This window comes from Photorhabdus sp. RM96S (assembly GCF_042879335.1).
In the GTDB taxonomy this organism is placed as follows: domain Bacteria; phylum Pseudomonadota; class Gammaproteobacteria; order Enterobacterales; family Enterobacteriaceae; genus Photorhabdus; species Photorhabdus kayaii.
The window spans coordinates 60,243-84,318 of record NZ_JBHFKT010000008.1 but is presented as its reverse complement, the minus strand read 5'-3'; the positions used below and the strand labels follow the sequence as shown (position 1 = coordinate 84,318).

The 24,076-nt window shown below is 44.9% G+C and carries 20 protein-coding genes and 2 tRNA genes; 3 read left to right on the top strand and 19 right to left on the bottom strand.

Translation table 11 applies throughout. The features are described from left to right. The first annotated feature begins 139 nt into the window (after nucleotides 1–139). Nucleotides 140–1,942 (top strand): carbon starvation protein A, encoded by a 1,803-nt coding sequence (locus ACGF49_RS07070; protein WP_113041629.1) that lies wholly within the window; start codon nucleotides 140–142, stop codon nucleotides 1,940–1,942. A gap of 139 nt (nucleotides 1,943–2,081) precedes the next feature. Here the strand turns inward: ACGF49_RS07070 and ACGF49_RS07065 are convergent, their stop codons facing one another. From ACGF49_RS07065 to rlmE, 17 genes are all read right to left on the bottom strand, one after another. Next, nucleotides 2,082–4,001, bottom strand: coding sequence for a DEAD/DEAH family ATP-dependent RNA helicase (locus ACGF49_RS07065; RefSeq protein ID WP_113041630.1), 1,920 nt, complete (start codon nucleotides 3,999–4,001; stop codon nucleotides 2,082–2,084). After that, on the bottom strand, nucleotides 3,991–4,065 hold the full coding sequence (yrbN, locus tag ACGF49_RS07060; RefSeq protein WP_350385507.1) for a protein YrbN: 75 nt from the start codon (nucleotides 4,063–4,065) through the stop codon (nucleotides 3,991–3,993). The genes ACGF49_RS07065 and yrbN overlap by 11 nt, the downstream gene beginning before the upstream one ends. 107 nt (nucleotides 4,066–4,172) lie before the next feature. Next, complete coding sequence (nlpI, locus tag ACGF49_RS07055; RefSeq protein ID WP_113041631.1) at nucleotides 4,173–5,057, bottom strand: lipoprotein NlpI; 885 nt, start codon at nucleotides 5,055–5,057, stop codon at nucleotides 4,173–4,175. A gap of 124 nt (nucleotides 5,058–5,181) precedes the next feature. Next, complete coding sequence (gene pnp, locus ACGF49_RS07050) at nucleotides 5,182–7,311, bottom strand: polyribonucleotide nucleotidyltransferase (RefSeq protein ID WP_387490297.1); 2,130 nt, start codon at nucleotides 7,309–7,311, stop codon at nucleotides 5,182–5,184. 245 nt (nucleotides 7,312–7,556) lie between these two features. Beyond that, complete coding sequence (gene rpsO / locus ACGF49_RS07045) at nucleotides 7,557–7,826, bottom strand: 30S ribosomal protein S15 (RefSeq protein ID WP_015836102.1); 270 nt, start codon at nucleotides 7,824–7,826, stop codon at nucleotides 7,557–7,559. A gap of 122 nt (nucleotides 7,827–7,948) precedes the next feature. Then, the gene (truB, locus tag ACGF49_RS07040; RefSeq protein WP_228899475.1) at nucleotides 7,949–8,896 is read right to left on the bottom strand and encodes a tRNA pseudouridine(55) synthase TruB; all 948 of its coding nucleotides are present in this window, start codon (nucleotides 8,894–8,896) and stop codon (nucleotides 7,949–7,951) included. After that, a complete protein-coding gene (rbfA, locus tag ACGF49_RS07035) occupies nucleotides 8,896–9,306 on the bottom strand; it encodes a 30S ribosome-binding factor RbfA (protein ID WP_036836733.1) in 411 nt (136 codons plus the stop codon). Before rbfA ends, truB begins: the two co-directional genes overlap by 1 nt. A gap of 65 nt (nucleotides 9,307–9,371) precedes the next feature. Then, nucleotides 9,372–12,101 (bottom strand): translation initiation factor IF-2, encoded by a 2,730-nt coding sequence (infB, locus tag ACGF49_RS07030; protein WP_113041634.1) that lies wholly within the window; start codon nucleotides 12,099–12,101, stop codon nucleotides 9,372–9,374. Nucleotides 12,102–12,125: 24 nt separating this feature from the next. Continuing rightward, entirely contained in the window at nucleotides 12,126–13,634 is a 1,509-nt protein-coding gene (gene nusA, locus ACGF49_RS07025; protein WP_113041635.1) for a transcription termination factor NusA, read from the bottom strand. 21 nt (nucleotides 13,635–13,655) lie between these two features. Further along, complete coding sequence (gene rimP / locus ACGF49_RS07020; RefSeq protein WP_146747889.1) at nucleotides 13,656–14,108, bottom strand: ribosome maturation factor RimP; 453 nt, start codon at nucleotides 14,106–14,108, stop codon at nucleotides 13,656–13,658. 211 nt (nucleotides 14,109–14,319) lie between these two features. Then, nucleotides 14,320–14,396: transfer RNA gene (locus tag ACGF49_RS07015), tRNA-Met, on the bottom strand. Nucleotides 14,397–14,454: 58 nt separating this feature from the next. Next, a tRNA-Leu gene (locus tag ACGF49_RS07010) sits at nucleotides 14,455–14,543 on the bottom strand. Between the two features lie 57 nt (nucleotides 14,544–14,600). Beyond that, complete coding sequence (secG, locus tag ACGF49_RS07005; protein ID WP_113041636.1) at nucleotides 14,601–14,939, bottom strand: preprotein translocase subunit SecG; 339 nt, start codon at nucleotides 14,937–14,939, stop codon at nucleotides 14,601–14,603. Between the two features lie 176 nt (nucleotides 14,940–15,115). Further along, nucleotides 15,116–16,453, bottom strand: a complete 1,338-nt coding sequence (gene glmM, locus ACGF49_RS07000; protein WP_113041637.1) for a phosphoglucosamine mutase — start codon at nucleotides 16,451–16,453, stop codon at nucleotides 15,116–15,118. Continuing rightward, nucleotides 16,450–17,295: a dihydropteroate synthase gene (gene folP, locus ACGF49_RS06995; RefSeq protein WP_113041638.1), complete on the bottom strand. Its 846-nt coding sequence runs from the start codon at nucleotides 17,293–17,295 to the stop codon at nucleotides 16,450–16,452. Before folP ends, glmM begins: the two co-directional genes overlap by 4 nt. 83 nt (nucleotides 17,296–17,378) lie before the next feature. Next, nucleotides 17,379–19,340, bottom strand: a complete 1,962-nt coding sequence (ftsH, locus tag ACGF49_RS06990; protein ID WP_191214797.1) for an ATP-dependent zinc metalloprotease FtsH — start codon at nucleotides 19,338–19,340, stop codon at nucleotides 17,379–17,381. 48 nt (nucleotides 19,341–19,388) lie between these two features. Beyond that, complete coding sequence (rlmE, locus tag ACGF49_RS06985; protein ID WP_112877186.1) at nucleotides 19,389–20,018, bottom strand: 23S rRNA (uridine(2552)-2'-O)-methyltransferase RlmE; 630 nt, start codon at nucleotides 20,016–20,018, stop codon at nucleotides 19,389–19,391. 140 nt (nucleotides 20,019–20,158) lie between these two features. Here rlmE and yhbY point away from each other — a divergent pair, with 140 nt between their 5' ends. Next, on the top strand, nucleotides 20,159–20,452 hold the full coding sequence (yhbY, locus tag ACGF49_RS06980) for a ribosome assembly RNA-binding protein YhbY (protein WP_112877185.1): 294 nt from the start codon (nucleotides 20,159–20,161) through the stop codon (nucleotides 20,450–20,452). A 132-nt stretch (nucleotides 20,453–20,584) separates the two neighbouring features. On the opposite strand, the gene greA is transcribed toward yhbY, so the two are convergent. Further along, nucleotides 20,585–21,061, bottom strand: a complete 477-nt coding sequence (greA, locus tag ACGF49_RS06975; protein ID WP_112877184.1) for a transcription elongation factor GreA — start codon at nucleotides 21,059–21,061, stop codon at nucleotides 20,585–20,587. A 260-nt stretch (nucleotides 21,062–21,321) separates the two neighbouring features. On the opposite strand from greA, the gene dacB reads away from it, so the two are divergent. Further along, nucleotides 21,322–22,770, top strand: a complete 1,449-nt coding sequence (gene dacB / locus ACGF49_RS06970; RefSeq protein ID WP_113041640.1) for a serine-type D-Ala-D-Ala carboxypeptidase — start codon at nucleotides 21,322–21,324, stop codon at nucleotides 22,768–22,770. 54 nt (nucleotides 22,771–22,824) lie between these two features. Here dacB and cgtA read toward each other — a convergent pair whose 3' ends face one another. Beyond that, nucleotides 22,825–24,000: an Obg family GTPase CgtA gene (gene cgtA / locus ACGF49_RS06965; RefSeq protein WP_113041641.1), complete on the bottom strand. Its 1,176-nt coding sequence runs from the start codon at nucleotides 23,998–24,000 to the stop codon at nucleotides 22,825–22,827. Nucleotides 24,001–24,076 lie beyond the last annotated feature (76 nt).

Genomic DNA, 24,076 nt, shown 5'->3' with positions numbered 1-24,076 from the left:
GTCAGTTCTTACTCACCGCTCACCTGCTGAATCTGACCACTTAACCCGCCATACAACCACTCACTTAGACACTCCCTTATAGCTTCCTTTACCTATGACAAGATACGAGTAAAAATTTATAACTCTCAGGAGAAGAGGAATGCAACACGCTCTCACATTTGTCATTGCAACGTTGTGTATTCTGGTTATCTGCTACCGCTTGTACGGCGTATTCTTCGTTAAAAAGGTACTGAAAGCAGATGACAGCGAGGTTACACCTTCCCATTTACTGGAAGACGGTAAAGATTATGTACCCACGAAAAAATGGGTCAATTTTGGTAGCCACTTCGCAGCAATCGCAGCCGCAGGACCGCTGGTTGGCCCTGTATTAGCAGCTCAATATGGTTATTTGCCAAGTATATTATGGCTACTAATCGGCTGTGTTATCGGCGGAGCCGTGCATGATACGGTTGTTTTATTCGCCTCAATGAAACACAGTGGTAAATCCCTGTCAGAAGTTGCCAAAACAGAACTTGGCCCAATTGCTGGTTGGTGCACCGGCCTTGCAATGCTGTTCATCATTACTATTACTATGGCTGGTCTATCCATGGTGGTTGTTCACGCGCTAGAGCGTAATCCCTGGGGAACATTTGCAGTATTTATGACCATTCCGGTCGCAATCGGTGTCGGTCTATGGGAGCACTTCACAGGTAATATGCGCGGAGCAACTTGGGTAGGTATTATCACCATCATGGCTTGTGTGATTGTCGGCCCTTACATTCAAACATCTACTTTCGGTGAATGGCTAAGTCTACGTACATCAACTGTTAGCTTGGTGCTGCCAATCTATGCGTTTTTTGCAACCGCTCTGCCAGTATGGATGCTACTGACTCCCCGAGGTTACCTTTCTAGTTTTATGAAAATCGGCGTATTCGGCGCGCTAGTTGTGGGAGTCATCTTTATTAATCCAGAGATCCAATTCCCGGCAGTCACTGAATTTATTCATGGTAATGGCCCTGTACTGGCTGGTCCGGTGTGGCCGTTTATCTCTATTACCATCGCGTGTGGCGCTATTTCTGGTTTTCATGCATTTATCGGCTCTGGCACAACACCAAAACAGATCGATAAGTGGAGTGATATTCTGCCAGTTGGTTTCGGTGCCATGCTGGCAGAGTGTGTCGTTGGCGTCATGGCATTGATCGCTGCCACTTCTCTATATCCTGCTGACTATTTTGCGATTAACTCCTCTCCAGAGGTCTTTGCTACACTAGGTATGGATGTTATCCATCTACCACAACTGAGTCAGGAAATTGGTCTGGATCTATATGGCCGTACCGGTGGTGCAGTCACATTGGCAGTTGGTATGGCAGATATCTTCACTCGCATTCCTTGGTTCAGCCAGTTAGCATCCTACTTCTTCCAGTTCGTCGTCATGTTCGAAGCTGTATTTATCCTGACAGCGGTTGATTCCGGTACACGTGTTGCCCGTTACCTGCTGCAAGATTTCTTGGGCGATATCTGGGCACCTCTGAAACGCATTAACTGGTTACCAGGTTCCATTGGTTGCAGTATCGTTGCCTGTTTACTGTGGGGCTACCTACTGAATTCCGGCGATATCAATTCAGTCTGGGCGCTATTCGGTGTCTCTAATCAATTAATGGCGTCCATCGGCCTGATGATTGGTGCAACAATTATCCTACGTCTGTCCGAAAAACGCTGGTATATGCTGACCTGCCTGATACCACTCGCTTACCTGTACGTTACTGTGAACTATGCTGCTTACTGGATGGTGAAGAATATTTACTTCAACTCCGCAACAAAAGGTTTCAACATCTTCAACGGAACAATCTCCATTGTGATGGTTATCCTCGGCATTGTGATTATGGTCTCTTCCATTATTCAATGGCTGAAACTATGGCGCACCCGCAGTGCAGGTAATCCCGTTGAAGCATTAAGTAACTGATCTCTTTCTGTATATTAAAAGCTGCCTTTTGTATAAAAAGCAGCTTTTTTTATTATAAAAATATTGAAACAATTAACTGGCAACAAAAACGGCTCCTGTAAAAAGAGCCGCTTTATTATTTAAATATCAGTCCAGGTGATTACTGTGCGTTACTATTGTTATAACGACGGCGTGGAGCAGATGAACCATTATCATCACCTCGACCACGGAAACTGCTACGGCTTTGGCCTTCACCACGACCTTCACCACTGCGGCGTTCACCATTGAAGCGACGGCCACCACCATTGAAACTCTCACGATCACGACGGGGGCCATTACCATTACCATTACCGTTACTGTTACCGTTACGCCCACCACCACGACGTTCGCGGCGTTCAAATGGTTGTGCATCACCCATTAACTGCATATTCATTGGCTTATTCAAAATGCGGGTACGGGTAAAGTGGGATAACAAATCACCTGGCATGCCTTTTGGCAATTCAATCGTGGAATGCGTTGCAAACAATTTGATGTTGCCAATATAACGGCTGCTGATATCACCTTCGTTAGCAATCGCACCAACGATATGACGAACTTCAACACCATCATCGCGACCCACTTCAATACGGTACAACTCCATTTCACCGACATCACGGCGTTCACGACGAGGACGATCACTACGTTCGCCACGATCATCAAAGCCACTACGACGACGATCATCACGTTCGTTGAATTCGCGGCGAGGACGACGAACCGGATCCGGAGGCAGAATCAACGGGCGCTCACCCTGTGCCATTTTCAATAATGCGGCTGCCAGCGTTTCTATATCCAAATCTTCCGCAGGTTGCAGTTTAGACAGCAGAGTACGGTACTGATCCAGATCGCTACTTTCCAATTGCTGCTGTACATTAGTAGCAAATTTTTCCAGACGACGCTGACTTAGCAATTCAGCATTTGGCAGTTCAACTTCCGGGATAGTCAGCTTCATTGTACGTTCAACGTTACGTAACAAGCGACGTTCACGGTTTTCTACAAACAACAGAGCACGACCTGCACGACCTGCACGGCCAGTACGGCCAATACGGTGAACATAAGATTCCGCATCCATTGGAATGTCATAGTTAACAACCAGACTGATGCGCTCAACATCCAAGCCACGTGCTGCAACATCAGTTGCAATCAAAATATCCAAACGGCCATCTTTCAGACGTTCCAATGTCTGCTCACGCAGTGCCTGGTTCATATCACCGTTTAGCGCCGCACTGTTGTAGCCATTACGCTCCAGTGCTTCTGCTACTTCCAACGTTGCATTTTTGGTACGCACAAAAATAATCGCGGCATCAAAATCCTCAGCTTCAAGGAAACGCACCAAAGCTTCATTTTTACGCATACCGTAAACAGACCAATAGCTCTGGCTGATGTCAGGACGAGTCGTTACACTCGCTTGGATACGCACTTCTTGCGGATCGTTCATAAAACGACGAGTAATGCGACGGATAGCTTCTGGCATAGTTGCAGAGAACAGCGCAGTCTGATGTTCAGCAGGGATCTGGCTCATGATGTTTTCAACATCTTCGATAAAGCCCATACGCAGCATTTCGTCTGCTTCATCCAAAACTAAACCGCTCAGGTTAGACAGATCCAACGTACCACGCTTCAGATGGTCCAGAAGACGTCCTGGTGTACCCACAACAATTTGTGGCCCTTGACGTAAAGCACGTAACTGAACGTCATAACGTTGCCCACCATACAGTGCAACAACATTCACGTTACGCATATGTTTAGAAAAATCTGCGCACGCTTCGGCTACCTGTACCGCCAGTTCACGGGTCGGCGCCAACACAAGGATCTGCGGAGCTTTCAACTCAGCATTGATATTATGCAGTAAAGGCAGACTGAATGCCGCTGTTTTACCACTCCCCGTCTGCGCCATGCCCAGTACGTCACGGCCATTTAATAAATGGGGAATACATTGTTGCTGAATTGGAGATGGCTTTTCATAGCCAAGATCTTCCAGTGCAGAAAGGATAGGTGCTGATAAACCCAGATCAGCAAAAGAGATTTCAGTCTCAGTGGTCATGTAATGGTGCCTCATTAGTTATGGCGGCCAGTCTACATAACGCATCGAAAAAAATTTCGGTCATTTTCATTTAAAATGTGAACTGGCTCAAAGTATTTAATTAAACGAACAAACAAGCCCTCATCGGTCAAGATGATGGACTTTACTAATCGATCTCGAAATGTTCGTCAGCTATTGCTGGTCCGATTCTGATAGGTCATCTTGTTCCTGGCCTAACAGCGCCAATTCCAACAATGCATAGCGGTGCTCAACAAAGTTATGTGCATTGTTAGCTACCGTCAGCTTGAATAACGCAGATGCGCTATCCTTGTCCCCCAGACTTAGGTAATGTTTACCTAAATAGAAGTCAGTTTCACTGAGATGCTCAGCGAGCGAAGTGTTATCCGTTGCATTCTCTTTCAAGCGGTTCATCAATGTATATTCACTAATTTTGCCTAAATAGAATTCAACTATATTCCAGCCCCATTGCCCCCGGTTCGCTTTTTCGTAGTGTTGCGACAAGTTCACCATCGCCCCTTTAGGATAAAATTCCTTTTCCACCAGGTACACCCACAACGAACGGAAAGGATCATTTGGATCGTCTTGATAAAACGCCTGCAGATCATCCTGCGCTAACTTATACCGACCACCGTAATACAACGCGATGCCACGGTTAAGACGCGCGTAATTGTAAGTTGGATCAAGCTCTAATACAGAATCAAACGCTTCATAGGCGGCATCAAAATTGCCAGCCTGTGTGAAGTAAATTCCCAGATAATTAAAAATCTCTGGAATATTAGGCCTAATAGATAAGGCAACAGAAAAATCATTCCGTGCCAAAGCCCTTAGCCCGAGACTATCATACAGCACACCTCTCTCATATAAAAGCTGTGCGTACTCATCTTCTGTCAATGACCGACTCGCAAGAATCTGTTCCATACGAGCCAGAATGACTTCTTGTTGCAATGAAGGTTGTAACGGAATAGCAAAAACTTCGTTTTTACGCCAATCCTTGCTGCTGCATCCTGCCAAAAGAAGTATTGCTACAGCATAACACCAGCGCAGAAAAAGATTCATTTCCTACTCCCGAAAGTCAGACATTAATTAAGAATGCCCTATCACCCATATTGCATTTATTGGGCCTCCTGCCCTGAGTCTATAAACGGCGCTTTTTTACAAGACGCCGTTTATAACATCAAATTTATTCTGCTGATTGTGGTGCCAGTGGTGTATCCTCGGCAATTACGCCGACTGTCGCTTCTTTAATGCTCAGACGAACACGACCCTGGCGATCAATTTCCAGAACTTTAACTGAGACTTCCTGACCAACCTGCAAATAGTCAGCCACTTTCTCAACACGCTTATCAGCAATCTGAGAAATATGTACCAGACCTTCTTTACCACCACCGATAGCAACAAACGCGCCAAAATCAACGATGCGGGTTACTTTACCAATGTAAACACGAGCAACTTCGATTTCAGCAGTGATTTCTTCAATGCGGCTGATGGCATGTTTTGCTTTTTCACCATCAGTTGCAGCAATTTTCACTGTGCCATCATCTTCAATCTCAATGGTAGTACCAGTTTCTTCTGTCAGTGCACGGATAACTGAACCACCTTTACCGATAACATCTTTGATCTTATCAGGATTGATCTTAATAGTATGAATACGTGGTGCAAATTCAGAAATATCATTACGTGGGCTGTTAATTGCCTGTTCCATTACACTCAGGATATGCAAACGCGCACCTTTTGCTTGATTCAGAGCAATTTGCATAATTTCACGGGTAATGCCTTCAATTTTGATGTCCATTTGCAGAGCGCTGATACCTTCACAGCTACCCGCTACTTTAAAGTCCATGTCTCCCAAATGATCTTCATCACCCAAGATGTCAGACAGAACAACAAAATTATCGCCTTCTTTCACTAACCCCATTGCAATACCAGCAACAGCAGCTTTAATCGGCACACCCGCGTCCATTAACGCAAGAGATGCTCCACAAACAGATGCCATTGAAGACGAGCCGTTTGATTCCGTGATTTCAGAAACAACCCGAACGGTATATGGGAATTCGTTAGCTTTTGGCATAACTGCCGCCACACCACGTTTGGCCAGACGACCATGACCAATTTCACGACGTTTTGGTGAACCCATCATACCTGTTTCACCAACAGAATATGGAGGGAAGTTGTAGTGTAATAGGAAACGATCTGTACGCTCTCCCATCAACTCGTCAATGATCTGTGCATCACGTTCTGTACCCAAAGTCGCAGTAACCAAAGCCTGAGTTTCACCACGGGTAAACAGCGCAGAGCCATGAGTTCGGGGCAGAACACCAGTACGTACATCCAATGCACGCACCATATCTTTTTCACGACCATCAATACGTGGTTCACCACACAAGACTCGGCTACGAACAACTTTTTTCTCTAAGCTACCCAAAATTTCATGGATTTCAGCTTCTTCTAAAGCCTCATCCTGTTCCAACAGCGCTGCCGTAACTTCCTCTTTAATAGCATCAACCCGAGCATAACGCTCCTGTTTTTCAGTGATACGATAAGCATCACCCAGACGGCCTTCTGCCAATTCAGCTACCCGGTCATGCAACGCTTGATTAACAGGTTCTGGCACCCAATTCCATTTTTCTTTGCCTGCTTCCGCAGCCAACGCATTAATGTTATCAATAACCACCTGTTGTTGATCATGGCCGAATACTACCGCACCTAACATTTGCTCTTCAGTTAGAATGTCTGCTTCAGACTCAACCATCAGAACAGCACCAGCAGTACCTGAAACCACCAGATCCAAACGGCTATTTTTCAGCTCATCACTGGTTGGGTTCAGCACATACTGATCATTAATATAACCAACACGAGCAGCGCCAATTGGGCCATTGAACGGGATACCAGATAGTGCCAACACAGCAGAAGCACCGATCATTGCAACAATATCTGGGTTAACTTGCGGGTTAACAGAAACAACTGTTGCTACAATCTGCACCTCGTTCAGGAAACCTTCCGGGAACAGAGGACGCAGAGGACGATCAATCAAACGAGCGACTAACGTTTCTCCTTCACCTGGACGACCTTCACGACGAAAGAAGCTGCCTGGAACACGACCAGCAGCATAAGTACGCTCCTGATAGTTAACAGTCAGTGGAAAGAAATCCTGACCTTCTTTTGCTTTCTTTTGACCAACAACAGTGACAAATACAGCCGTGTCATCCATATTGACCATGGCAGCAGCTGTGGCCTGGCGGGCCATCATACCTGTTTCGATAGCAACGGTATGTTGACCATATTGAAATTTACGAACAATCGGATTAAGCAAAATAATATCCTTTCGTTAACATTGCCTTTTATATTCAGCAGACAACAATGAATGATCTCTCCATGCCACATCCTCGCGACTAACGACAGGTCTTACTCCCTTAAGCACTCTCATTAGCCGCGCGAACCTCTGTAACTGAAGAGCCTTAACAAAAACCACCACCAGCATTTTTGTGCTGTTATCTATGATGGCTTCTCAGAAGAAAAGGGGCCATATATGGCCCCTTTCCACTGAAACTTGCTTGATTAGCGACGCAGGCCAAGACGCCCAATCAGCGCAGTGTAACTTGTTACATTTTTACGCTTCAGATAGTCCAAAAGTTTACGACGCTGAGAAACCATGCGCAGCAGACCACGACGGCTGTGGTGATCCTTTTTGTGCTCTGAAAAATGGCCTTGCAAGTGGTTAATCTGTGCAGTTAACAAAGCAATCTGTACTTCACTAGAGCCACTGTCATTCGCATCACGACCAAATTCAGCAATAATTTGCGCTTTTGCTTCAGTACTTAGAGACATATTACAACTCCAAAAATATATAAACTAAAATTACAGGTGCCGATCTCTAATTCAGCCACCCAACATATAACTGCGCTATTCTACGCTGCAAATAAGTTAAGCGCAAGATAACCCAAAATACCCTAATCCCGACTTTCAACAACTAAACGGCGGGGAGCAACAAGCCCATCATCATTGATAACAGCAATGCCAATGAATTTCCGTTCATCACCTTCAGTTACGCGTACCATACTTTCAACTAAAGCTGGGGATTTGGCACTGCGCACCGCCTGACCTTGTTTAAAATAAGCCGCAACTACTGGAATCAAATTAACCTCTGGGAAATGAGCAATTGCACTATCCATTGGTAATAGTAATGAATCAATTAATTCGCCCACAGGTATTTCCTGATCTTTGGCTTGCTTTTGTAATTCATATAATTGCTCAAGTGTCACCATGCAATCATTTGGATAATGCGCTACCTGTAAACGTCTTAAATAAATAACGTGAGCACCACAGCCTAATAATTCACCTAAATCATCAATAATAGTGCGAATATAAGTGCCTTTCGAACAGTGTATTTCCAATTCCAGTTCATCATCTTCCCAACGGATAAACTGTAATTCATAGACTGTAATTGGCCGTGCTTCGCGTTCTACCTCAATACCCTGACGAGCATACTCATACAATGGTTTTCCCTGATATTTCAGTGCAGAATACATGGAAGGAATTTGCATGGTATCACCAAGGAATTTATCCAAAGCTGCATCAAGCTGAACCTGACTTAACCGGATTGCCCTTTCACTGATGATTTGCCCGTGTGAATCAGATGTGTCAGTTCGCTGACCAAGACGAGCTATCACTCGATAACGCTTGTCAGAATCAAGTAAGAACTGGGAAAACTTCGTCGCTTCACCAAGGCAAACCGGCAGCATACCGGTTGCCAGTGGATCCAACGCGCCAGTGTGACCAGCTTTGCTAGCGTTGAAAATACGTTTTACTTTTTGTAACGCATCATTAGAAGAAATATCCTGCGGCTTATCCAGTAACAACACACCATGTATATCACGACCGCGACGACGATGCCCCATTACTTCTCCTCTTTGTGATCCACAGAAGCCCGGCGCTGTTCATCATTCTTTACAACATTAGTAACCAGATTGGACATCCTCATCCCCTCTACCAGGGAATTATCGTAGGAGAAAGTCAGTTCTGGCACGACACGCAAACGCATTGCTTTACCCAGCAGAGAGCGAATAAAACCAGAAGCTTCATTCAATGCCTTAATACCATTCTTTACCACATCGGAATCATGTTCTTCAGTCAACACATTCAGAAAGGTGACGAATACTTTGGCATAAGCCAAATCACGAGAAACTTCAACGCCAGAAACAGTCGCCATACCGATTCGGGGATCTTTCACTTCTCGCTGTAAAATGATGGCAATCTCTTTTTGCATTTCCTGTGCAACGCGCTGAGTACGACTGAATTCTCTTGCCATTGTTATATCTCCTGACATTTGGGGGGCAAAAGCCCCCCAATAATGAAATTAACCAGTGGTAGGAATTAAGCGATAGATCGTTTAACTTCAATAACTTCAAATACTTCGATCATGTCACCAACACGAACATCGTTGTAGTTCTTAACACCGATACCACATTCCATGCCATTACGGACTTCGTTAACGTCATCTTTAAAGCGGCGAAGGGATTCCAATTCACCTTCATAAATCACTACGTTATCACGCAACACGCGAATTGGATTATTGCGTTTAATAGTACCTTCGGTCACCATACAACCTGCAATCGCACCAAATTTCGGTGATTTAAACACATCACGAACTTCTGCTAGTCCCATGATCTGCTGTTTATATTCAGGCGCCAGCATACCACTCATTGCCTGTTTAACCTCATCAATCAGGCTATAGATAACAGAGTAATAACGCAGATCCAAACTTTCATTTTCAACAACTCGGCGTGCAGAAGCATCGGCGCGAACATTGAAGCCTAGAATAATTGCATTAGAAGCAGCAGCCAGTGTTGCATCAGTTTCAGTAATACCACCTACGCCAGAGCCGATGATTTTCACTTTCACTTCATCAGTAGACAATTGTTCCAATGCTTCGCGGATCGCTTCACATGATCCCTGAACGTCAGATTTCAGAACAATATTCAATTCAGAAACTTCACCTTCTTCCATGTTAGCAAACATGTTTTCCAGTTTAGACTTCTGCTGGCGAGCCAGTTTGACCTCACGGAATTTACCCTGACGATACAGAGCAACTTCACGAGCTTTCTTCTCATCACGTACAACCGTTGCTTCATCACCAGCCGCAGGTACGTTGGATAGGCCAAGGATTTCCACTGGAATAGATGGCCCTGCGGAGAACACTTCACGACCTAGCTCGTCACGCATTGCCCGAACTCGTCCATATTCAAAGCCACAAAGTACTATATCACCTTTGTTCAAAGTACCTTCCTGAACCAGCACTGTCGCAACCGGACCACGGCCTTTATCCAAGAATGATTCGATAACAACGCCGCTTGCCATACCAGAACGGACTGCTTTTAGTTCAAGAACTTCAGCTTGAAGTAAGATTGCGTCCAGCAATTCATCAATACCAATACCCGCTTTAGCGGATACATTGATAAACTGAGTTTCACCACCCCATTCTTCAGGCTGAACACCGTGCTGAGAAAGCTCACTCTTCACGCGATCCGGATCAGCTTCTGGTTTGTCGATCTTGTTAACCGCAACAACTACAGGCACATTCGCTGCTTTTGCATGCTGAATAGCTTCGATAGTCTGAGGCATCACGCCATCATCAGCAGCAACAACCAGGACCACGATGTCGGTAGCTTTTGCACCGCGTGCACGCATTGAAGTAAATGCAGCATGCCCTGGAGTATCTAGGAAAGTAATCATGCCACTTTCAGTTTCAACATGGTAAGCACCGATATGCTGGGTAATACCACCCGCCTCACCAGAAGCAACTTTCGTAGAACGAATATAATCCAGCAGAGAAGTTTTACCGTGATCAACGTGACCCATGATGGTCACAACCGGCGCGCGCGATTCAGCAACAGCTTCACCTATATCGCGGTCGCTCATCAGCGCTTCTTCCAGCTCATTCTCACGACGCAGGATAACTTTATGACCCATTTCTTCAGCAACCAGCTGTGCAGTTTCCTGATCGATCACCTGGTTGATGGTTGCCATTGCACCCATTTTCATCATGGCTTTGATGACCTGAGAACCTTTGACAGCCATTTTATTCGCCAATTCAGCAACTGTAATAGTTTCACCGATCACAACATCACGGTTAACAGCAGCTACAGGCTTATTGAAGCTTTGTTGCAATGTACTGGTTTTACGTTGCTTGCCTTTTGTACGACCAACTGCACGGGCTTCTTCACGATCTGCTTTAGATTCAGAATGTTTATTATTCTTCTTCTGGCGAGTAGCCTTACCACTACGACTGCGGGCACGACGATCACCTTCAACTTTAGCATCATTTTCGTCTTCTGCTGCACGGGCATGACGGGAGGTAGTGACATGATAATCATCGCTATCAATGGAATCTGAATCACTTGACCACTTATCCTGATTCTCTTCAGCCATACGACGAGCTTCCTCAGCAACGCGTTTAGCCTCTTCCTCTACCTTACGACGCATCTCTTCTTCTGCTTTACGCTTAAGATCGGCAGCTTCTGCTTCACGGCGTGCTTTTTCACTTTGAGTTGTTTTATCAGTCTGTGCTGGTTTTTGTTTATGTTCGGTATGTTGATTGGTCACTTTTTCATTTTCCGCTGCCGGGCGCTTAGCTTTTTCAGCTGCTTCACGTTTGGCCTTGTCTTCTGCCTCACGTTTAGCCTGCTCTTCAGCGAGTTTCTTCGCTGCTGTTTCGGCTTCGCGTTGCGCTTTTTCTTCTGCTTCGCGCCGTGCTTGCTCTTCCGCTTCACGCTTCGCCTGATCTTCCGCTTTAGCCTGTTCAACTGCATCGCGGTTCACATATGTACGCTTTTTGCGGACCTCAACGGCTACCGGTTTGCTTTTACCATCGGTGCCTGAAACATTCAGCGTACTACGTGTCTTACGCTGCAATGTTAATTTATCGGGTTTACCAGCTGAACCACCTTGTTCGCGGTTCAAATGTGCCAGTAAAGCTTCTTTTTCTTTCTGGGAGACTAAATCAGTTTCGGTTTTTTTAATCCCTGCATCAGCAAATTGCTGTACCAGGCGATCAACTGAAGTCTGTATCTCTTCTGCCAGTGATTTTACGGTTACATCTGTCATGCTGTTCCTTCCTGCTACGGTTTATTACGCATCATCGCCAAACCAACAGATATTTCGGGCAGCCATGATGAGCTCGCCTGTTTTCTCATCATTCAAACCTTCAATATCAGATAGGTCGTCGATACCCTGCTCGGCAAGATCTTCCAGCGTATAGATGCCACGGGCAGCCAGGTCAAATGCCAGAGTACGATTCATACCAGTCAGATTTAACAACTCTTCAGTTGGTTGTTTATCACTGAGGCTTTCTTTCTGAGCCAGTTCCAGAGTAGTTAAAGCAGCTTTCGCACGTTCACGCAGGACTTCGATAGTTTCCTCATCAATGCCTTCAATTTCCAGAAGTTCCTTAATTGGTACATAGGCCAATTCTTCCAGAGTTGAGAACCCTTCTTCGACTAGAACGGTAGCAAATTCTTCATCAATATCGAGATGCTTAGTGAATGTATCAATAGAAGCATGAGCTTCTGCCTGATGTTTTGCTTGTAACTCTTCAGCAGTCATGACATTTAATTCCCATTTGTCATCACCACGGTGTTTTTTCAACAACTGCGCAGCCAGGCGCACATTTTGACCATTACGGCCGATAGCCTGCGCTAAGTTGTTGCTTTCAACGGCAACATCCATCGTACACTTGTCTTCGTCGACAACAATAGATGCAACATCAGCCGGAGCCATAGCATTAATGACAAACTGAACAGGATTATCATCCCACAGTACGATATCGATTCGTTCGCCGCCCAGTTCACTGGAAACAGCCTGTACCCGCGCACCACGCATGCCAACGCAAGCACCTACCGGATCGATACGCTTGTCATTCGTTTTTACTGCAATCTTAGCGCGAGAACCCGGATCTCGGGCAGCAGCTTTAATTTCAATTAGCTCCTCACCAATTTCCGGAACCTCAATACGGAACAGTTCAACCAGCATTTCCGGGCGGGAACGACTGACAAACAGTTGCGCACCTCGTGCTTCAGGGCGAACATCATACAGTACACCACGCACGCGGTCACCTGGGCGGAAATTTTCCCTTGGTAACATATCTTCGCGAAGGATAACGGCTTCAGCGTTATTGCCCAAATCAAGAGTGATATTCTCACGATTGACTTTCTTAACTACACTGGTGATGATCTCACCTTGCTGTTCGCGGAACTGGTCAACAACCATAGCGCGCTCAGCCTCACGTACTTTTTGTACAATAACCTGTTTAGCGGTTTGCGTTGTAATACGATCAAACGTTACTGATTCAATTTGATCTTCGGTATAGCTACCCAAATCGATTTCAGGCTCTTCAAATCTAGCCGCTTCCAGCGTAATTTCACGAGTCGGCTGAGTCACTTCTTCAACAACTAACCAACGGCGGAAAGTGTCAAAATCGCCAGATTTACGGTCAATGCTGACACGAACATCAATATCTTGTTCATATTTTTTCTTGGTGGCTGTGGCCAATGCTGTTTCCAGCGCCTCGAAGATCTTTTCGCGTGGAAGGGATTTTTCGTTGGAAACCGCTTCCACAACAGCCAGAATTTCTTTATTCATCCTAGTTGCCTCATCCGAACTTTAAAAGTGGGGTACCAGGTTCGCTTTCTGGATGTTGCTCAGTGCGAACACTTCATCTTTTCCATCCACCGTAACCGTGATAATTTCGCCGTCGACAGTTTTGATAATGCCCAGCCATTTCCGACGGTTTTGCATTGCTATACGTAAAACCAGACTGACTTCCTCACCAATAAAACGCTGGTAATGTTCAGCCGTGAACAATGGACGCTCTAAGCCAGGTGAAGAAATTTCCAGGTTATAAAGCACTGAGATAGGATCTTCGACATCCAATACCGCACTGACCTGGTGGCTAACATCAGCACAATCATCAACAGTGATACCATTCTCACTATCAATATAAATCCGCAATGTAGAAACACGTGCACGAATAAACTCCAAGCCGACTAACTCAAAGCCTAAAGCTTCAACTGGTGCTGAAATCATCGCTGTTAATTTTTGCTCTAATGTGGACAAGCCCACCCCCAAGACATAAAAAAAGGGCTAATTAGCCCAGTAGTTCTGTTGTCAAATAACAAAAAACCCCGAAATTCGGGGCTTTATGCAACTGGACCCTATTTGCTGCCAGTGGCTTCAACCACTCACTTCATGCCCCTTTAAATCAGAACCAATATTTCAAATATTGCTGAATTATTTCGTTCAAAAAAGTGCATCTTAATTTAAGAAGTGGTTGCGGGAGCCGGATTTGAACCGACGACCTTCGGGTTATGAGCCCGACGAGCTACCATGCTGCTCCATCCCGCGTTCGAAAACGTGGCAAATATTACGCCGATAGCTGCAAAAACGCAAGCTATCCGAATAATGGTACCGAGGACGGGACTTGAACCCGTAAGCCCTAGTGTGGGCACTACCACCTCAAGGTAGCGTGTCTACCAATTTCACCACCTCGGCACTACTATGAGGTTATCGTTGATTAAACAACCCCATTTCAATTCTTTCTTGTGACGATTACTGCGGAATATCACTATTTGGTGCTGCCGGGACCGTCGGAATCTCCATTGGTTTCTCAGCTTTAGCAGGCTCGCCAATGTTTTCCCATTTACTGCTTACACCCGTTTGGTTACTGGTCATATTTCCAAGCACCAAACTAATAATAAAAAACAGAGTGGCGAAAAGCGCAGTCATACGAGTCATAAAGTTACCAGAGCCCGATGAACCAAACAGCGTTGCAGAGGCACCCGCACCAAAGGAAGCACCCATATCAGCACCTTTACCCTGCTGTAGCATAACCAAGGCAATTAGCCCCATAGCAACTAGCAAGAAAACAACTAAAAGAGCTTCATACATATGTCGTACCTATGTCCTCGTGGGGTTTACCACGGTTTACGTGGCTACCTTATACCGCATCACCCACTCAAACAGGTTAATCACCTGACTGAGTGGGTCTGAATACTAACCAAACCACATCTGATACGCAAGGTTAATTTCAATAATCATAATCACTTGAAGAAAAAAACAACAAATTAACCAGCGCGTTTCACTGCATCAGCAATACGATGTGCCAAAGCAGTGACTTGTACATCATCTTCACCCTCTACCATGACACGAATCAATGGCTCAGTACCAGACTTACGTAACAATACCCGTCCACGGCCATTTAATTCAGCTTCAACAGATTTAGTCGTATTCATTACGCTTTCCGATTTAAGTGGATCGTGTGAACCGGAGAAACGAACATTTACCAGCACCTGCGGTAAAAGTTTCATACCACTACACAGATCGTGCAAACTCATATGGTTACGCACCATAGCACTCAGAATCTGAAGGCCAGCAACAATGCCGTCACCCGTAGTTGTTTTATCCAGTAAGATAACATGACCAGAGTTTTCGGCCCCTAAACGCCAGCCTTCTTCCTGCAATTTTTCCAGCACATAACGGTCACCCACTTTAGTACGCAAAAATGGGATACCAAGCTGCTTCAATGCTAACTCCAATCCCATATTACTCATCAGCGTACCAACAACGCCACCACGCAGTTGTCCTTGTCTCAATGCTTCACGGGCAATAATATAAAGGATCTGGTCGCCATCAACTTTCTGTCCCAAATGGTCAACCATAATAACGCGGTCACCATCACCATCAAATGCCAAACCAACATCTGCTTTCTCTTCTACAACACGTTGTTGCAACAAACGAACATCGGTAGCACCGCACTTTTCATTAATATTGATACCGTTTGGTTCACAGCCAATCGTCACAACATCAGCCCCTAGTTCTCTGAGTACATTTGGAGCAATGTGGTAAGTCGCACCGTTAGCGCAATCAAGTACAATTTTCAATCCATTAAGACTTTGCTCACTTGGAAATGTACCTTTACAGAATTCGATATAACGACCAGCAGCATCAACAATACGATTTGCGCGCCCTAACTCTGCGGATTCCACACAAGTCAGTGGCTTTTCCATTTCAGCTTCAATCGCTTCTTCCACATCATCCGGCAGTTTCGTACCATCAATAGAGAAGAATTTAATACCGTTATCATAATAAGGATTATGAGAAGCAGAGATAACAATTCCAGCTTCAGCACGGAAAGTTCGGGTCAGATAAGCAACAGCAGGTGTTGGCATAGGACCAGTGAACGAAGCAGATAAGCCAGCCGCAGCTAAACCTGCTTCTAAAGAAGATTCCAGCATATAGCCAGAAATACGGGTATCTTTACCGATAATGATCTTACGAGAACCATGACGAGCCAGTACCTTACCCGCAGCCCAACCAAGCTTTAACACAAAATCTGGCGTAATTGGGCTATCGCCCACTTTGCCACGGATACCATCGGTACCAAAATATTTGCGGTTACTCATAATTTCTTTTCTTCCTTTGCTGAAAGTGTTGCTCCGACAATGTGCATTGCCTGCACGGTTTCTTTGACATCATGTACCCGGATAATTTGCGCTCCTTGCATAGCAGCGATAACTGCGCAAGCTACACTACCGGTAACCCTTTCTTGTGGCGGTACATGAAGCAACTGACCTATCATAGATTTACGTGACATTCCTGCTAGCACAGGTAAACCAAATTGATGAAATTGGTTTAAATGTGCCAATAACTGATAATTATGCGTCAAGTTCTTGCCAAAACCGAAGCCAGGATCAAGAACAAGTTTATCTTTTGTTATCCCTGCCATCACACAACGTTTAATTTGCTCAGTAAAAAATTGGTTCACTTCTATTAACAAATTTTCATAATGTGGAGCATCTTGCATAGTACGTGGCTGGCCTTTCATATGCGTCAAGCAAACGGGTAAGCCAGATTTAGCTACGCTTTCCAAAGCACCAGGCTCTTGTAATGCACGAATATCGTTAATCAAATGGGCGCCAGCTTTTGCTGACTCACTCATCACCAATGCTTTCGAGGTATCAACAGAAATCCAGATATTAAATCGTTGAGCTAAAGCCTCAACAACCGGAACAACACGATCCACTTCTTCTTGTTCACTAACTTCATCAGCTCCCGGACGGGTAGATTCCCCACCGATATCAATGATCGCAACGCCTTCATTAATCATCTTCTCAGCATGTTGTAAGGCCATATCCAGAGTATTATGAGCCCCTCCATCAGAAAATGAATCTGGAGTCACATTCAAAATACCCATTACTTGTGGGCGGGAAAGATCGAGAACATTGTCTCTGGCTCTGAGTTTCATGTTAGGTTACCTTCAATGTCAAAACCCCAGGACTTACCTGGGGTTTCATGAATATCAAATCAGACTACGAAACAATGGAACAATTACTGATCTTTATTTCCTGACTGCCCTACTTGCTCACCACCTTGCGCCAATGTATTGATATCATCAGTTGGTTTTGCAGCCTGTGGAGGAGGTGTATTACCTGTTGGGCGACTGTTATTACTGCCGCCGCTATCACTTTCCCATCCAGCTGGTGGACGAACATTTGTACGATTCATTAAGTCATCAATCTGGGGAGCATCAATAGTTTCGTACTTCATCAATGCATCTTTCATCGAATGCAGAATATCAAGGTTGTCCATCAGAATCTGACGAGCACGTTGATAGTTATGATCGATAATTGCCTTAACTTCCTGATCAATAAGACGAGCAGTTTCATCAGACATGTGCTTAGCTTTAGCAACTGAACGGCCAAGGAACACTTCCCCTTCTTCCTCTGCATAGAGTAATGGGCCAAGTTTTTCCGAGAACCCCCACTGAGTTACCATGTTACGGGCAATTGATGTCGCCACTTTGATATCGTTAGATGCGCCAGTAGAAACGCTGTCTGGGCCATAAATAATCTCTTCCGCCAGACGACCTCCATATAAGGTTGAAATCTGGCTTTCCAACTTCTGGCGACTAGCGCTGATCTGATCGCCTTCCGGTAGGAAAAAAGTCACACCCAAAGCGCGACCACGCGGAATAATGGTAACTTTATGAACAGGATCATGCTCAGGAACCAGACGGCCAATAATAGCATGGCCTGCTTCATGATAAGCAGTTGATTCTTTTTGCTCTTCCGTCATCACCATAGAGCGGCGTTCTGCGCCCATCATGATTTTGTCTTTCGCTTTTTCGAATTCAACCATAGAAACTACGCGTCTGTTACCACGGGCAGCAAACAAAGCAGCTTCGTTCACTAGGTTAGCCAAATCAGCACCAGAGAATCCCGGAGTACCGCGAGCAATGACAGAAGCATCAACATCAGTATCCAGAGGAACCCGGCGCATATGAACCTTCAGAATCTGCTCGCGACCACGTACGTCTGGCAAACCAACAACAACCTGACGGTCAAAACGACCAGGACGCAACAACGCAGGATCAAGTACGTCGGGACGGTTAGTCGCGGCAATAACGATAATACCCTCATTGCCTTCAAAACCATCCATCTCAACTAGCATCTGGTTCAGAGTCTGCTCACGTTCATCATGACCCCCACCCAAACCAGCACCACGCTGACGGCCCACCGCATCAATCTCATCAATAAAGATGATACAAGGTGCTGCTTTCTTCGCCTGCTCGAACATATCACGAACACGGGATGCACCAACACCAACAAACATTTCAACAAAGTCAGAACCAGAGATAGTAAAGAACGGCACTTTCGCTTCACCAGCAATTGCTTTTGCCAGTAAAGTCTTACCCGTACCCGGAGGCCCAACCATCAGAATACCTTTCGGAATTTTTCCACCTAACTTCTGGAAGCGGCCTGGTTCTCGCAGATATTCCACCAGTTCACCAACTTCTTCTTTCGCTTCGTCGCAACCAGCAACATCAGCAAAAGTGGTTTTAATCTGATCTTCTGTCAGCATACGGGCCTTGCTTTTACCAAAAGACATTGCCCCTTTACCGCCACCACCCTGCATCTGGCGCATAAAGAAAATCCAGACCCCAATAAGCAGTAACATCGGGAACCAGGAAATGAAAATAGAAGTTAGCAGACTTGGTTCCTCTGGGGGTTCACCAACCACTTTTACGTTTTTATTCAGCAACGTATCTAGCAGTTTTTCATCCTGTACTGGTAGGTAAGTGGTGTATCTGCTGTTATCTTTCCTACTAACGTTAATTTCACGACCTGTGATACGAACTTCGCGCACCTGATCCTGGGCTAATTCATTGATGAAGGTAGAGTAATCCACCCTACGACTATTGGAATCGCTGGGACCAAAACTCTGGAATAACGACATCAGCACAACTGCGATAACTAACCAGAGAATCAGGTTTTTCGCCATGTCACTCAAGGGATTAACCTCATATTACAACTGTGTTAACAAATAGCATTCAGGGTACTATAGTTTCCGCCCTGTCGCTACAATGTATACTTCACGCGATCGGGCCCGCGAAGCGTCTGGCTTACGAATTTTCACGTTCGTAAATAGGGAGCGCATTTCCCTCAGGTATTCATCAAAGCCCTCTCCCTGAAACACTTTGACAATAAAACTCCCCCCAGGGGCCAGCACATCACGACACATATCTAACGCCAATTCAACCAGATACATGGATCGAGGAATATCGACCGCAGGTGTTCCGCTCATATTGGGTGCCATATCCGACATGACGACCTGGACTTTGTTATCACCAACTCGCTCAAGCAATGTTTTCAATACAAGTTCATCACGAAAATCACCCTGAAGGAAATCGACGCCAACAATGGGATCCATCGGTAAAAGATCACAGGCAATCACTCGCCCATTATCACTAATTTGACTCACTGCGTACTGAGACCATCCACCAGGAGCTGCACCTAAATCGACAACGGTCATGCCAGGCTTAAAAATTTTGTCACTTTGTTGAATTTCATCAAGTTTAAACCAAGCGCGAGAACGAAGCCCTTTTTTCTGTGCTTGCAGAACATATTTATCACTAAAGTGTTCTTGTAACCAGCGACTGGAGCTTGCCGAACGTTTTTTATTGGCCATTGTCCTTTCCAACTATACTACGAATAAAGAGCCAGATATCTATTGCTCCATACACCAAAACCACAACACACTATTTATGGTGATAGAGATGAGATGGCGGTAGAATGTCTCGTTTTCAATCCTAACTAAGCAAAAAAACAATGGCCCTTAACAAAAAACAAGTACAACACCTGAAAAGTCTCGCTCACCCGCTAAAACCTGTCGTCATGATTGGTAATAACGGCCTGACCGAGGGTGTGTTGGCCGAAATTGAACAAACGCTGTCACACCATGAGCTTATCAAAGTCAAAATCGCAGGCGAAGATCGCGAAACCAAAAATTTGATCGCCGATGCAATTGTCCGCGAGACCGGTGCATATAATGTGCAAATTATCGGTAAAACTCTAGTTCTTTACCGCCAATCGGAAGAACGCAAAATTATTTTACCTAAATAATCAAACCACATTTATATAAAATGCGGTGCGCATATTATGATAAAAAAGGCCATATTCGGCCTTTTTTACTTTTCCACGATCCTTATGTAACTTTACCTAACGTAAACCAATAGCAACAGGCCAATCCCGAAGTTAAATATATTCAACTTTCAGGATTTCATATTCAACTTCACCACCTGGTGTTTTGATAATAACAACGTCATCAACTTCTTTACCTATCAAACCGCGGGCAATTGGTGAATTCACTGAGATTAGATTTTCTTTAATATCCGCCTCATCATCACCCACAATCCGGTAAGTCTGCTCTTCATCAGTATTAACATTCAAAACCGTAACTGTAGTCCCAAAAATAACACGTCCAGCCTTGGGCATCTTTGTGACATCAATCACTTGTGCATTAGAAAGTTTAGCTTCGATTTCCTGAATACGGCCTTCGCAGAAACCTTGTTGTTCACGAGCAGCATGATACTCAGCGTTTTCTTTCAGATCACCATGTTCACGCGCTTCAGCAATGTCTGAAATAATTTTTGGACGACGTACGTTCTTTAGATAATCTAGCTCTTCGCGCAACTTATCCGCGCCACGTACCGTCATTGGAATCTGTTTCATTTATTAATCCTCTAAATCTTTCCTGAGCAAAAAACCAGCATCATCCTGATGTTTTCAGATAACAGCACAATGAGCACACCTTGTCGGGCGGGCTTACAGACAATAAACAATAGTGCAAACCATGGGACTACCCAGAGTTCACAATCATATTTTACATATTAATATATCATTCTAACGTAGACTTGGTGATGGGTCATCGTTTACTTTTCCCCACTTTGCGCCTTAGTATTGTGGTATGTCTACATCCATATGCGAAATTTATGTCCTTCTTTAAAATTGCCGGCAGATTAATTTGCGTTACCGCTCTGTATCTGATTACACCCAACGCAAACGCCACACCTGTTGAGGAATATACGCAATATCTGCCTGATGGTACTAATCTGGCGTTAATCGCTCAAAAAACGGGTAGCAGTACCCCGTTAATTGATTATCACGGGCAACAAATGGCTCTACCAGCAAGTACGCTGAAAGTTGTCACAGCTCTTGCAGCATTGTTACAACTGGGTAAAGATTATCGCTTTATCACCACACTGGAAAGTCACGGAAAAATTTCAAACGGCGTCCTGAAAGGGAATTTGATTGCTCGTTTTGTCGGAGATCCGACACTGACCCGTCAACAACTTCGCAATATGGTCACAGTTCTGAAACAATCTGGCGTGGAAAAAATTGACGGCGATCTTCTGATAGATGTTTCCACCTTTGCCAGCCACGATAAAGCTCCCGGTTGGGTATGGAATGACATGACCCAATGTTTCAGTGCTCCCCCTGCTGCCGCAATTGTAGATCGAAATTGTTTTTCAGTTTCGCTATATAGTGCTGAACGCCCCGGTGATACTGCATTTATCCGCGTAGCATCCTTTTATCCCGTAAATATGTTCAGCGAAGTTAAAACGTTGGCAAAAGGCTCTCCTGAAAGCCAGTACTGTGAACTGGACGTCGTTCCCGGAGAACTGAACCGTTTTACTCTTACCGGATGCCTTACTCAACGCAGTGAACCGTTGCCACTGGCTTTCGCGATTCAAAATGGTACCAGCTATGCGGGTGCAATCCTCAAAAATGAATTGCAAATTGCAGGAATTGAAATCACAGGTAATCTTAAACGCCAAAGCTTACCAACTGAACCGGGAAAAGTTCTGGCTCAAAATCAATCAGCACCATTACATGATCTGCTGAAAGTCATGCTAAAAAAATCTGACAATATGATTGCTGATACCGTATTTCGGACAATAGGCCGACAATACTTTGATATACCAGGAACCTGGCGTTCAGGCTCTGATGCGGTAAGGCAAGTATTAAAACAAAAAGCAGGTATCGATCTAGGAAATACCGTGATGGTGGATGGCTCAGGATTATCCCGCCATAATCTGATTACTCCAGCAACCATGATGGAAGTATTACAGTTTATTGCTCAACATGATCAAGAATTAGATTTTATTTCCATGCTGCCATTAGCGGGTCATGATGGCACATTAAGATACCGAGGAGGGCTGGATGAAGCAGGAGTAAACGGAAAAGTTTCGGCTAAAACCGGTGCTCTGCAAGGAGTTTATAACCTAGCTGGCTTTATAACCACTGCTAGCGGTCAACAAATTGCTTTCGTGCAATTTATTTCTGCTTACGCCGTACCGCCAAAAGAGCATCGCAACCGTCGGGCCCCTTTGATTCGATTCGAAAGCAGACTGTATAAAGATTTATACCAACACAACTGATAAAATTGGCGCCACAAAGATGGCGCCCTTAGCTATGATGAGAAAGTAAAAAAATCAGCGTTTGTAAATAACTTCAACGCCTTTATCGTCATCTTCGTCCCAATCGTCATCCCAGTCATCGTCTATTTCCGAAACCTGTTCCAATTGCTTCTTATGGTAGTCATCCCACATGAATTCAACTTTCTCAGGCTGAGCTTCACCTTCTGTTCTGCTCATATTACGAGGCTGAGTTTTCATAAAGTCCATAATATCCCAGCAAAGCGCTTTAACGCCCAGACGATTTATCGCTGAGATCATATAAAAGTCGCCTTCCCAACCCAATTCATCAGCAATAGCTTGGGCACGCTGTCTAGCTTCTTCTGGCTCCAACAGATCAACTTTATTGAACACCAACCAACGTGGTTTTTCTGCCAATTTTTCACTGTATTGCTGTAGCTCGTTGACAATAATCCGGGCATTTTCAATAGGATCTGATTCATCAACAGGACAAATATCGATTAAGTGCAGCAATACCCGGCAACGTTCCAGATGTTTCAAGAAGCGAATACCCAAGCCAGCACCATCGGAAGCACCTTCAATGAGCCCTGGAATATCAGCAACAACGAAACTTTGTTCGTTATCCATCCTTACTACACCCAAGCTTGGGACCAGAGTGGTAAATGGATAATCTGCAACTTTTGGTTTAGCAGCAGAAACAGCACGGATAAAGGTGGATTTGCCCGCATTTGGCATCCCTAGCATACCAACATCTGCCAACAACATCAGTTCCAGCATCAATTCACGAGTTTCACCTGAAGTCCCCATCGTTCTTTGACGAGGGGCCCGGTTAACAGAAGATTTAAAGCGGGTATTACCAAGCCCATGGAATCCACCCTTTGCTACCATTAGACGCTGTTCATGACGAATCATATCGCCTAAAACCTCACCGGTTGCTGTATCACGGATACGAGTCCCCACAGGGACTTTAATCGTAGTATCCTGACCACGCTTGCCTGTACAATCACGGCTTTGACCATTTTGTCCACGTTCTGCTCGAAAGGATTTTTCAAAACGATAGTCAATCAATGTATTGAGATTTTCATCTGCTAACAGATAAACATCCCCACCATCCCCACCATCCCCACCGTCTGGCCCACCTTTCGGAATATATTTTTCACGACGGAAGCTGACACAACCATTGCCACCATCCCCTGCAACAACCAGTATTCTGGCTTCATCTACAAATTTCATATTTTTTCTCCGTATGATAGCCATTACAGTGCTGGACGGCCGTGTTACCCAGAGATGGCGTACTTTAAATATAAAA

What these genes read in the sequence shown, in the direction of transcription:
- folP (WP_113041638.1), bottom strand. Translation starts at nt 17,295, where the DNA reads ATGAAACTCAGAGCCAGAGACAATGTTCTCGATCTTTCCCGCCCACAA.
- rpsO (WP_015836102.1), bottom strand. Translation starts at nt 7,826, where the DNA reads ATGTCTCTAAGTACTGAAGCAAAAGCGCAAATTATTGCTGAATTTGGT.
- ACGF49_RS07070 (WP_113041629.1), top strand. Translation starts at nt 140, where the DNA reads ATGCAACACGCTCTCACATTTGTCATTGCAACGTTGTGTATTCTGGTT.
- nusA (WP_113041635.1), bottom strand. Translation starts at nt 13,634, where the DNA reads ATGAATAAAGAAATTCTGGCTGTTGTGGAAGCGGTTTCCAACGAAAAA.
- yhbY (WP_112877185.1), top strand. Translation starts at nt 20,159, where the DNA reads ATGGCCCTTAACAAAAAACAAGTACAACACCTGAAAAGTCTCGCTCAC.
- glmM (WP_113041637.1), bottom strand. Translation starts at nt 16,453, where the DNA reads ATGAGTAACCGCAAATATTTTGGTACCGATGGTATCCGTGGCAAAGTG.
- secG (WP_113041636.1), bottom strand. Translation starts at nt 14,939, where the DNA reads ATGTATGAAGCTCTTTTAGTTGTTTTCTTGCTAGTTGCTATGGGGCTA.
- truB (WP_228899475.1), bottom strand. Translation starts at nt 8,896, where the DNA reads ATGGGGCATCGTCGTCGCGGTCGTGATATACATGGTGTGTTGTTACTG.
- nlpI (WP_113041631.1), bottom strand. Translation starts at nt 5,057, where the DNA reads ATGAATCTTTTTCTGCGCTGGTGTTATGCTGTAGCAATACTTCTTTTG.
- infB (WP_113041634.1), bottom strand. Translation starts at nt 12,101, where the DNA reads ATGACAGATGTAACCGTAAAATCACTGGCAGAAGAGATACAGACTTCA.
- rbfA (WP_036836733.1), bottom strand. Translation starts at nt 9,306, where the DNA reads ATGGCAAGAGAATTCAGTCGTACTCAGCGCGTTGCACAGGAAATGCAA.
- cgtA (WP_113041641.1), bottom strand. Translation starts at nt 24,000, where the DNA reads ATGAAATTTGTAGATGAAGCCAGAATACTGGTTGTTGCAGGGGATGGT.
- rlmE (WP_112877186.1), bottom strand. Translation starts at nt 20,018, where the DNA reads ATGGCCAATAAAAAACGTTCGGCAAGCTCCAGTCGCTGGTTACAAGAA.
- greA (WP_112877184.1), bottom strand. Translation starts at nt 21,061, where the DNA reads ATGAAACAGATTCCAATGACGGTACGTGGCGCGGATAAGTTGCGCGAA.
- ACGF49_RS07065 (WP_113041630.1), bottom strand. Translation starts at nt 4,001, where the DNA reads ATGACCACTGAGACTGAAATCTCTTTTGCTGATCTGGGTTTATCAGCA.
- dacB (WP_113041640.1), top strand. Translation starts at nt 21,322, where the DNA reads ATGTCCTTCTTTAAAATTGCCGGCAGATTAATTTGCGTTACCGCTCTG.